The sequence below is a fragment of the Candidatus Krumholzibacteriia bacterium genome (assembly GCA_035649275.1).
Classification (GTDB): domain Bacteria; phylum Krumholzibacteriota; class Krumholzibacteriia.
This window is the reverse complement of sequence record DASRJW010000156.1, coordinates 1-10,898: the sequence shown is the minus strand read 5'-3', so window position 1 is coordinate 10,898 and position 10,898 is coordinate 1. Positions and strand designations below refer to the sequence as shown.

Here is a 10,898-nt window from a genome sequence, read left to right as displayed (position 1 = left end):
AGTCGCTGCGCGTGCGCGGCGTCGTGATCGGCGTGCGCTCGGCGCTCTGAGGGGCAGCTCCGCGGCGCGCGTGGCTCTGACGCAGCCCCGCGGCAACGGGCTCCGTCCAGGGAGAGTGGACATGGCGGCGCTCCTGGCCGGGGCGGACAAACCGCGTCACGTGCTGCACGTGAACACGGACGACTTCTTCGCCTCCCTGGCGCGGCAGCGCGACACCTCGCTGCGCCATCGTCCGGTCATCGTCGGCAACATCCTGAACCGCGGCAGCGTCGTCTCCGCTTCCTACGAGGCACGCGCCGCGGGCGTGCATCCCGGGCTCACGATGCAGCAGGCGGCGCGGCGCGCTCCCGGCGCGGTGCTCGTGCAGGTGGACTGGGCGTACGCACGCCGGGCCTCGCGAGAGCTGCTGGCGGTGCTGGAGAGCTACTCGCCGCGCGTCGAGGCCACCGCCATGGACGAAGCGTTCGTGGACTACACGGGCTGCGAGAGTTTGCTGGGGGAGCCGCTCGACGCCGGCCGCCGGTTGCAACGCGATGTCCGCGCTCGGATCGGCCTGGATGTGTCCATCGGCGTCGCGGGCAACAAGCTCGTCAGCCGCTTCGCCTCCTCGGCGGCGAAGCGGCACAGCCTTCTCGACGTTCTTCCGGGTTACGAGGAGAGCTTCCTCGCCCCCCAGCCCATCGAGCGCCTGCCCGGCGTGGGGGAAGCTTGTGGCCACCGGCTCCGCGACATGGGCGTGCCGACGGTAGGGGACCTGGCGCGCTTCCCGGCGGTGGTGCTGGAGGCGGTGTTCGGCGCCGCGGGCCGGCGTCTCGCCGAAGCAGCCCGAGGCATCGACCGTTCCCCCGTGCTGCCGGTGCGCCGACAGCCGGCGCTCGAGCAAGGGGAGACGTTCGAGCCGGACTTGCTGCGCTGGGATGATCTGCAGGCGAAGCTGGACGGGTTGTGTGCGCGCCTCGGTGCCGATCTCCGCCTGCGCTGCTGGACGACGCGACGGCTCTCGGTGGAACTCGAACATTCCGATCGCGTCAGCGTCCGCCGCCAGGCAACCCTCGCGGCGACCCATCTCGATGCCCGGCTCTTCGCCGCGGCGCGGCCAGCCCTCGCTTCCGCCTACGTGCGCCGCGTGCGCGTCCGCCGGCTGACGCTCAGGGCCACTGCCCTCGCGCCGGAGTCGCTGCAGCTCGACCTCTTCCAGCCCGATGGGGAGGCGAGGCTGCGCCGGCTGCAGCGGGCCACCGACCGCGTGCGCGCTCGTTATGGCGACGCCGTCGTGCGCGGGAGCGCGCTGCTGGTGCCGCGCGCGGCCGACGACGTTGCCGCCGGCGCTCCCGTCGGCTAGCTTCGACACATGGTGTTTGCAGCGAGCTGCGATCGCGTTCCCCGCCGCCGGCGCTCGAGCGCGAGGCCACGGCGGTGCACCGGTGTCCTGGTGCTCCGAGTCCTGGCGCTGCCAGGGGCGGTCGTCGTCTTGCAACACTCGGTGCTGGCGGAAACTCCCGCTGCTGCCGCGACTCCGCCGCCGGCGTCGCAGCCGGGCATCGTCCTCTACGAGACGCACACGCAGAGTCAGGTGGCGGAGGTGGACACGATCGTGACCTATGTCACGGCGCGTCGCGTCCGCGTTTCCCATCCGAGCGGTCACACCATTCTCGATCTGGTGCGGGATCGCATCGTGCTCCTGAATCCCGCCGAGAAGACCTACAAGGAAATGCCGCTCCAGGAGTGGGAGGCTCGCGTGGACTCTGCCGTCGGCGGAACCGGGAGCGGAGAGAGTGGGGAGTCCTTCGAAAAGGTGGAAGGCGAGACGTCGATCGCCGGCAATGCGTGCGACCGCTACCACTACTACGGCAAGCGGACGATCCTCGGCGCGGAGGAGCTGGTGGAGCAGCAGATCTGGATCGCCCGGAACCTGGAAGTGCCTGCGGCAGGCTACGAAGCCTACCGGCGGGCGCTGGAAAGCATCGAGAGCATCGGCTCCGGGAGGCTCCGGCGGCGCCCCGAGGGCATCGTCCTCGGGGTGGAGACGCGGGTGCAGCGCGCCGGCGATCGGCGCAGTGCGGTGACCGAAATCGAGAGCAACACCGTCTTCCGCGTCGAGAAGAAGGATCTCCCGGACGCCTTGTTCACGGTTCCAACCGGCTTCGTGCGCGCCGATTCCGCCACGACCGGCGCCGACACCGGGGCCGCACCGCGCGGCGCCCGCTGAATCCGCCGCGAGCGTGGAACTCCCTGGGGCGGGCACCGATCTTTACTAGACGGAAGGAGGCGGCTTCTTGGAGTCGAGGCGGAACGAGCGCGGCGGGCAGGGTGCAACACGGCGATCTCGGAGCGCCGACCCGGTGAAGCCGGGAATGGTGCACTTCGGGGCGGTGGAGCCCCGAACGCGGGGCCCCGTCTTCTGCCCGCACTTCGGGCCGTGTGGCGGTTGCAGCGAGCTGGACCTGCACTACACCGCCGAGCTGGAGCGGAAGGAGGCCGCGTTCCGCTCCCTGGTGGCGGCAACGCCGGCGCTTCGTGGCGCCGAGGTCCTTCCCATCCTCGGAGCGCGGCAGCCGCTTTTCTGGCGCACCTCCCTCAAGCTGCCTTTCGCTCGGCGGGGGCGGCGTTGTGTCTGCGGTTTCTTCGAACCCGGCAGCCATCGCATCGTCGACCTCCAGACCTGCGCGGTGCAGCACCCCCTCCTGCTGGAACTGGCTCTCGAGACGCGGGCTCTCGTCCAGCGCTTGCGCGTCCCCGTGTACGACGAGATCGCGCACCGTGGTGTGCTCCGCCATCTCGTGGCCCGGGTCGGCATGGGAACGGAGGAGCTTCTCGCTGGTCTCGTGGTGCGGGAAGAAGGTCACCCTGCGGTGGCCCGCCTCGCCCAGGGTCTGTGGGAGCGCTTCGCCAACCGGGGTCTCGTGGGCGTGGTCGAGAGCCTCAATCCGGAACGCACGAACGTCATTCTCGGCGGCCGGGTGCGCCGACTCGCCGGGCGCGAGTGGCTCGAAGAGCATGGCGATGGGCTCGCCTTCCGCACCTCCCTCGCCACCTTCGTGCAGGTGAACAACGCGCAGGCCGAGGTGCTCTACGGCGAAATCGGCAGGTTCCTGGGGGAGGTGAAGGGGAAACGCATCGCTGACCTCTACTCCGGGTTCGGGCCGATCGGCTTGCGGCTGGCGCGACGGGGGGCGAAGGTCCTGGCGGTGGAGCGCAACGACGCGGCGGTGCGCGAGGGAGTCGAGGCGGCGCGACGGAATGGACTCGAGAAGAACCTCCGCTTCGTCGGTGGCGCCGTCGAGACCGTGCTCCCTCGGCTCGGGTTGACCGCGAGCAAGGGACCGGCACGCAACGAGTCTGGCCGTGGCGTCCGGTCCCAACCTGGAGGCATCGGACCGTCTGCTCGCGATCTAGATGTGGTCGTCGTCGACCCGCCGCGGCGCGGCCTCACCCCTGGTCTCATCGAACAGTTCGGCGCCCTGCGCTTCCCGACGCTGCTCTACGTCTCCTGCAATCCGAAGTCGCTCGTCCGCGACCTGGAGCTGCTGTCCGCGCGTTTCGAGCTGCGGTGCTTGCGCCTCGTCGATCTCTTCCCGCGCACCACCCACGTCGAAGCCCTCGCCCTGCTCGAGCGGCGGGCGGAGCCGGAGTGACGCGCACGTTGCGACCCCTGACCTCGCAAAGAAATGCCGGAGCCCGAAGACCCCGGCATGGTGTGGCTCCGCTGATCTGATCAACCGAGACGCCGCCGCCTCTCAATCCCGGTAGTAGGTCTTGACCCTCCCCCAGGTCTCCTGACCCACGGGCACCGTGCAGGGATTGGCTGCGTTCGGTGTCGGGGCCTGCAGCGTGTACGCCGTGGTGTTGCGGGCGCCGCCGGCACCGTCAGGGCAGCGCGACATGGAAACGGCGGTGCCCGTGCCGCTGCCGTTCTCGTCCACTTGCGGCTGGCTGGCGTTCAGCAACGCGAGCAGTCCCGCGTCGTCGGCATCGCTGGTGTCGTACACCAGGGCATCCCGGAGGTTGGTGAGCGTGATCGCCGTGCCGTTGGGGAAGTTGCTTCCGTTCGCCGCGTAGAGGGCCACGGCGTCGGCGCCGTTCTGCAGGGTGTTGTTGCTGAAGGTCATGTCGACACCTGGGACACCCGAGTTCCCCAGGACGAAGAAGCCGTTGGCGTCGAGGGAGAAACCGTCGAGATCGAAGGCAGCGTACGACAGGTCGCTAGAACCGTCGAAGAAGACGATCACCAAACCGGTCAACGACGTGCCGGGCGTCCCGAACAGCTCGACGAACTCACCGGCGTCGTTGCCCGCTTGGTCCGAATCGACCTCGTTGATGAGCTGGGCGTTCGCGCCAAAGGCCAGGGCGAGAACGAGGGCGGCAGCCCATACCCCGCGCTTCATCACGGCAGCAGTTGCGATGCGCATGCTGTGTCTCCTGTTGCTGTTGGGCCCAATGGATACGATGCAGAAGTTCCCCCCCGGGGGAGGTGTCCGCGCGAACCGTGACTGGATCCGTGGCGAAAGTATACCCAGGTGTGCGCTGCGGGCGCCAGGCGCCATCGGCGGCGGTCTCGCGGTGAGGGGGCAAATCCCCCAACTTGCACGGTCTGGTAGGGGCCTCGGGGTCAGCTCCGACCCGGGGACCGGAGACGCCCCGAGCTTCGAAGCCGGCCTCTCTTCGGAACTGCCCCGTGCCTCATTCGATGAGGATCTCGTCGATGAAGATGAAGGCGCCGCTGCCATGGCCGGGATGCCAGGCGGGGATCGTACCGTAGTTGCGGGCCACGATCTTGATGTAGCGCGCCGACACTCCGTCGAGCTCCGCCGTCAGGTCTTCCTGGACGATGCGGTACTCCTTGTCCGGGACCTCGTGCTTCAAGCGGGCCACCTGGCGGAAGCGCCGCCCATCGCTCGACACCGAGATCACCACCTCCGCCGGCATCCAGATCCACGACCCCACGTCCTGGAGGAAGCTGGCTCCAGCCCGCCGAAGTCGCTGCGTCGTCCCCAGGTCCACGATCGCACTGCAGTCCACGCCCTGGTAGCCCTGCCAGCCGCCGAGTCGCCAGTTCGAGGCACCGCGGAGACCATCCACGAGCGCCGACGCGCCGCCGGCGGTGTACTGCGGGTTCGGCGAGGTCTCCAGGCGCACTTCCCAGCGATGCGGCAGTCGATGGAAGACGGCTTCGACCACGGGACTGTGCCGAGCGCCACTTTCCGCCAGCAGTCGGAGTCGCGTGCTCTGGCGCAGCACGAAAGGCTTCCGGGTGCGCGTCCACCCGCTGGAGGCGGGTGTCGCCACTGGGGTAGAAAACGGATCCTCGCGCGCGCAGAGGAGCGTGGCACTCGGGTCGGCGCAGCCGAGGGCGACGACGAGGCTGTCGGCGAAGACATCAGACGTGGCGCGCACGAACGGCGCGGGGAGAGGAATGTCCTTCTCCTTGGGCTTTTCGTGCGCACCGGGCCGCGCCGCAGGAGGACGGCCCCAATCCGAACCGGGCGCGGGCTCGAGCTCGAGCACGAGCTCCTTCCCCCGCCGGATCTCCTGGTGGCGGAGGAAGGAGCGCTCGAGGCGTTTGCCGTCCAAGCGGGCGCTGCGTATGTACGGCCGCTGCGTCGCGCCGCGGGCAAGGATCCGGAAGGTGCGATCGTCGTCCAGGTGCAGGGTGACCACGTCGAACAGCGGGGCGCCGACGAGGTATTCGTTCGCGCCCGGACAGACGGGGTACAGGCCGATGGCGGCGAGCACGTACCAGCTCGAGAGCTGACCGCAATCTTCGTTGCCACAGAGCCCCGCGGGACCGATGCCGTAGAGGCTGCTCAGGATTTGCCGCACGCGCTCGGCGCTTTTGTCCGGCCGTCCGGCGTAATGATAGAGCCAGGCGACATGATGGCTCGGCTCGTTGCCGTGGGCGTACTGTCCGATGCGTCCAGTGATGTCGGCCTGCTCGCGTCCGGTGGTGTGGCTCTCGGCCTGGAAGAGGGAATCGAGCTTGGCCACGAAGGCGTTTTCGCCTCCCATGGCGGCCATGAGGCCGGGTACGTCGTGAGGGACGAAGAAGGTGTACTGCCAGGCGTTCGCTTCGGTGTAGTTGAGGTCCACGCGCCGGGGGTCGAAGGGGGAGAGCCAGCGCTGGTTGCGGCGCGGGCGTAAGAAGCGCGTTTCCGGATCGAAGAGGTGCCGCCAGCCCTGGCTACGCCACTCGAATTCCCGGGCCACATCGTCGCGGCCGAGGCCGGCGGCCATCTGGGCGATGCACCAATCGTCGTAGGCGTACTCCAGGGTTTTCGACACCGATTCGGGTTCGTCCTCGCCACCGATGAAGCCCTGGCGCTTGTATGCGTCGAGACCGAAGTGGTCGAGGTTGGCGGTGTGGACCATGGCGTCGAGCGCACGCTCGGCGTCGAAGCCGCCGATGCCCTTGCTCCAGGCATCGGCGATCACCGACACCGAGTGGTACCCGATCATGCAGTCCGTTTCGTTGCCCGCCAGCTCCCACACCGGAAGGCGGCCTCCTTGCTCGGCCTGCGCCAGGAAGGTGGCAACGAACTCGCCGGCTCGCTCCGGCTCGATCAGCGTGTAGAGCGGGTGCGCAGCGCGGAAGGTGTCCCAGAGCGAGAACACCGTGTACTGGCGGCGATCCTCGGCGGTGTGGATGGCCCCATCCATGCCGCGGTAGCGGCCGTCCACGTCGGAGAAGAGATTGGGCGCCAGCAGGCTGTGGTACAGCGCTGTGTAGAAGACGACCCGTTGCTCCTCCGTGCCGCCCGTGGTTTCGATGCGACCGAGCGCCTCGTCCCAGCGCAGGCGCGCGGCGTAGCGCACCGCCTCGAAGTTCCAGCCAGGAAGTTCGGTTTCGAGGTTGCGGCGAGCGCCGTCGATGTCCACGGCGGAGATGCCGACCTTCACCAGGAGCTCGCCGCCTTCTGCACCGAAGGCGAAAATGCCCTTGACGCTCTTGCCCTGCAGCTCGTTCATCTCGAGGCTGGGTTGGTCGTCCGTGGCGAGGGTGGCGCGGCTGAAAGGTCGCGAGAACCGGGCGGCGAAGTAGACCACCTGATCGCGCGCCCAAGCGCTCGAGCGCCGCCAGCCCTCGATGCCGCTCGGGCTCACGATGCGCAGTCCCGCGTCGAGCACCGAGTCCCGGTGGGCGAGGTCGACGAGCACGTGAGCGGGTTCGCCGGCGGGGAAGCGGTAGCGATGGAAACCGGCGCGTTCGGTCACCGTGAGCTCCACCTGGATCTTCGTGTCGGTGAGTTCGACGGCGTACCAGCCCGGTTCGGCGCGTTCGCTCGACTTGTCGAACGAGGAGCCGTAGCCCGTGCCGGGGGGGCCACCTGCACCGTTCTTCCAGCGCGGCTTTCCCGTCCGTGGCATGAACAGGATATCGCCGTAGTCGGGGATCCCGGTGCCGCTCAGGTGGGTGTGGGAGAAGCCGTAGATGACGCTGTCGCTGAAGTGATAACCGGAGCACCCATCCCAACCACTCAAACGCGTATCCGGACTCAGCTGCACCATACCGAAGGGAAGCGTTGCTCCGGGATAGGTGTGGCCGTGTTCGCCCGTGCCGATGAAGGGATCGACGTAGCGAGCCCAATCGGCCGGCGGCGCCGTGGCCGTCGCTGCCGCCGTCGACACCTGCGGCACAAGAGCGTGCCAAGCGAAGCAGCCGAGCATGGCGAGACGGATGGCGGGCGTCATCTAGTGCTGCACCTCGACGATTCGGTTCGTTCACCGGGCAGTATCGTACAGGAGGAGGGCGATGGCCGGCGCGAGCGCGGCATCGGGACCGCCGGCGCGTGCTATAGTGAGGACACGAAGCTGCGAGAAGGATGGAGCGCCGGCAGCACGGCGCCCGGTTCGTCGCCACGTCGCCTCGAGGTTGCTCCGTGTCGAAGCTCGCCGACTCACTCTTCGTACTCTGCATCGCCGCCGCATTCACGGCGGGGGCAGCGGCTGAACCGAAGCCACCCGTCAACGTTCCCCCGAAGCCGCCGACGATCGACCGCGCCGCGCTGGCGGCGCAGGTGCGTTCCGAGCTCCTCTTCTCCTGGCATGCCTACGAGCAATACGCCTGGGGACACGACGAGCTCCGTCCCCTGAGCAAGAACGGCCGCGACTGGTACGGCGCATCGCTGTACATGACGCCGGTGGACGCCCTGGATGCGTTGCTCCTGCTCGGGTGCACGGCGGAGGCGGAAAAGGCGAAGAACCTGATCGTGGAGAAGCTCTCCTTCGACAAGGACATCGTGGTCAAGAACTTCGAGATCACCATCCGTCTCCTGGGCGGCCTGCTCTCGAGTTACCAGCTGAGCGGCGACAAGCGCCTGCTCGCGCTCGCCGAGGATCTGGGGACGCGGCTCCTACCGGTCTTCGAGTCGCCCACCGGCATGCCCTACATGTTCGTCAACCTGCGGACGGGCGCGGTGTCGGGGCCGCGCAGCAATCCGGCTGAGATCGGCACGCTCCTCCTCGAGTTCGGCACCTTGAGCAAGCTCACGAAGAAGCCGGTCTTCTACGACAAAGCCAAACGCGCCCTCGTCCAGCTGTACGAGCGCCGGTCGAAGCTCGGTCTCGTGGGCGAGGAGATCGATGTCGAAACCGGCGCCTGGACCAGCCGGGCGAGCCACGTGGGCGGTGGCATCGACTCCTACTACGAGTACCTCCTCAAGTGCTCGCTCCTCTTCGGCGACACGGATTGCGAAAGGATGTGGCAGGCGAGCCGCCGCGCCCTCGACGAGGTTCTGGCCGACGAGGTCAAGGGCCAGCTCTGGTACGGACAAGCGGACATGGAGACAGGTGAGCGCACGGCGACGGAGTTCGGGGCATTGCACGCTTTCTTCCCCGCCGTGCTGGCGCTGGCGGGCGACCTCGACCGGGCCCGGCGCCTGCAGACCTCGTGCTCCGCGATGTGGGGCCTGCACGGCATCGAGCCTGAAGTCCTCGACTATCGTGCCATGCGCGTGGTGCACGCCGGTTATCCCCTACGCCCGGAGATCATGGAATCGGCGTTCACCCTCTACCGCGCGACGCAGGATCCCTCCTATCTCGAGATGGGCCGCGACTTCTTCTCCGGTCTCACCATCCATTGTCGCACCGAAGCTGGCTACACGACTTTGAAGGACGTGGTCACCAAGGAGAAGGGTGATCTGATGCCGAGCTACTTCCTGGCAGAGACACTCAAGTATCTCTACCTTCTCTTCACCCCGGAACCAGTGCCGGCGCTCGAGGGCGCCGTCTTCAACACCGAAGCACACCCGCTACGACGTACGTGGTAGAGGGTTCTCGAGGAGGCGAGCGCGATGAGGCAGCGCATGGCGACATGGATCGCGGCGGGGCTCGTCCTCGCCAGCATGATGACGGCGGCGGCGGCGCCGAAGCGTCCGATGACCGCAGAGGATCTCTGGGCCGTGCAGCGCGTCGGGGGGCCGGCTCCGTCTCCCGACGGCCGCTGGCTGGCTTTCACCGTCACCACCTATGTGGTCGCGGACAACAAAGGACAGGGCGATCTCTGGGTGGTGGACGCCGCCGGGAAGACACCGCCGCGCCGGCTCACCACGAACGAGGGTCCCGACTCGAGCCCGCGCTGGAGTCCCGACGGCAGGCAGCTGGCATACGTCTCCAAGCGCGGGGACGATCCGGCGCAGCTCTACCTGCTTTCCTTCGATGGCGGCGAGCCGGAGCGTGTCACGCAGCTCCCGGTGGCGGTGTCGGATCCACGCTGGTTCCCCGACGGCAAGAGCATCGCCTTCCTCGCCTCCACTTGGCCGGATCTGAACGACGACTTCCCGGCGGTGAAGAAACGCTTGGAAGAGCAGAAGCAGGACAAGACGAAAGCGCAGCGCAGCGAGAACCGGTTGTGGCGCTACTGGGACCACCCGCTCACCGACGGGATGGTGCCCCATCTCTTCCGCCTCGACCTGGCGACGCGCAAGTGCACCGATCTCCTTCCCGGCTCCAACCGCTACATGGATCTCATGGATCCGGGCGGCACCTGGGACATCGCCCCGGACGGGAGCGAGATCGCCTTCAGCGCCAACATCACGGAACCGCCCTATCGCTCCCTCGACAGCGACGTCCTCGTCATCCCGGCGACGGGAGGCACGCCGCGACGTCTCACGGCGGACAATCCTGCCGATGATGCGCGGCCGCGCTACACGTCCGATGGCCGCTACATCGTCTTCGGCCGCAACCGCCGCCCCGAGATCGACCCGGACTTCCAGCGCCTGGCGCGCTACGACCGCAAGAGCGGCAAGATCGTCGAGCTCGCCCCGAACTGGGATGGTCAGGCGAGCGGCTGGGTCTGCTCTGCCGACAGCAAGACCTTGTTCTTCCATGCCGTGGAGCGCGGCCGCTCGCATCTCTACTCCCTGGGAATCGACGGCGGCATGCCGAAGCTCCTCGTCCGCGGTGGCAACACGGGGAACGTGGCTTTGGGGGCGAAGGGCGAGCTCTTCTACACCAAGGACAGCATCACCGAGCCGGCGGATCTGTGGACGGCGCGACGGGATGGCGGCGCTGCCCGGCAGCTCACGCACTTCAACTCCGATTGGCTCGCCCAGCTCGACCTCGGCAGCGTGCGTGACGTGACTTTCGTGGGCGCCGGCGGCGATTCTGTCCAGATGTTCGTCGTCTTGCCGCCGGGAACTGCGGCGGGACAGAAGGTGCCACTCTTGCAGGTTCTCCACGGCGGCCCCCACGGGGCCTGGATCGACCAGTTCCACTACCGCTGGAACGGTGCCTTGCTCGCCTCGCGGGGATTCGCTGTCGCCCTGGTCAACTTCCACGGCTCGACCGGGGCCGGACAAGCCTTCTGCGAATCCATCCTCGGCGCCCACGGCGACAAGCCGTTCACCGACGTCATGAAGGCGACCGACTGGTTGATCGAAGCTGGGATCGTGGACTCGACGCGC

General features: G+C 68.1%; 7 protein-coding genes. 5 read left to right on the top strand and 2 right to left on the bottom strand.

Annotation, left to right across the window (positions count from 1 at the left end):
- Positions 1 to 121 precede the first annotated feature (121 nt).
- The 3 genes from VFE28_17355 (at position 122) to VFE28_17345 (ending at position 3,635) form a co-directional block, all read left to right on the top strand.
- Positions 122 to 1,342, top strand: coding sequence for a DNA polymerase IV (locus VFE28_17355; GenBank protein ID HZM17767.1), 1,221 nt, complete (start codon positions 122 to 124; stop codon positions 1,340 to 1,342).
- Between the two features lie 90 nt (positions 1,343 to 1,432).
- Entirely contained in the window at positions 1,433 to 2,209 is a 777-nt protein-coding gene (locus VFE28_17350) for a DUF4412 domain-containing protein (GenBank protein HZM17766.1), read from the top strand.
- Between the two features lie 133 nt (positions 2,210 to 2,342).
- Positions 2,343 to 3,635 carry a hypothetical protein gene (locus VFE28_17345; GenBank protein ID HZM17765.1) on the top strand — a complete coding sequence of 431 codons (1,293 nt, stop codon included), beginning with the start codon at positions 2,343 to 2,345 and terminating at the stop codon, positions 3,633 to 3,635.
- A gap of 102 nt (positions 3,636 to 3,737) precedes the next feature.
- Here the strand turns inward: VFE28_17345 and VFE28_17340 are convergent, their stop codons facing one another.
- Both VFE28_17340 and VFE28_17335 read right to left on the bottom strand, forming a co-directional pair.
- Entirely contained in the window at positions 3,738 to 4,409 is a 672-nt protein-coding gene (locus tag VFE28_17340) for a hypothetical protein (GenBank protein HZM17764.1), read from the bottom strand.
- 271 nt (positions 4,410 to 4,680) lie between these two features.
- On the bottom strand, positions 4,681 to 7,686 hold the full coding sequence (locus VFE28_17335; protein ID HZM17763.1) for a GH92 family glycosyl hydrolase: 3,006 nt from the start codon (positions 7,684 to 7,686) through the stop codon (positions 4,681 to 4,683).
- A 188-nt stretch (positions 7,687 to 7,874) separates the two neighbouring features.
- Between VFE28_17335 and VFE28_17330 the strand changes: the two genes are divergently transcribed.
- The gene (locus VFE28_17330; protein ID HZM17762.1) at positions 7,875 to 9,263 is read left to right on the top strand and encodes a glycoside hydrolase family 47 protein; all 1,389 of its coding nucleotides are present in this window, start codon (positions 7,875 to 7,877) and stop codon (positions 9,261 to 9,263) included.
- A gap of 24 nt (positions 9,264 to 9,287) precedes the next feature.
- Positions 9,288 to 10,898, top strand: a 1,611-nt coding sequence (locus VFE28_17325; GenBank protein ID HZM17761.1) for a prolyl oligopeptidase family serine peptidase, incomplete at its 3' end; no start/stop codon positions are given.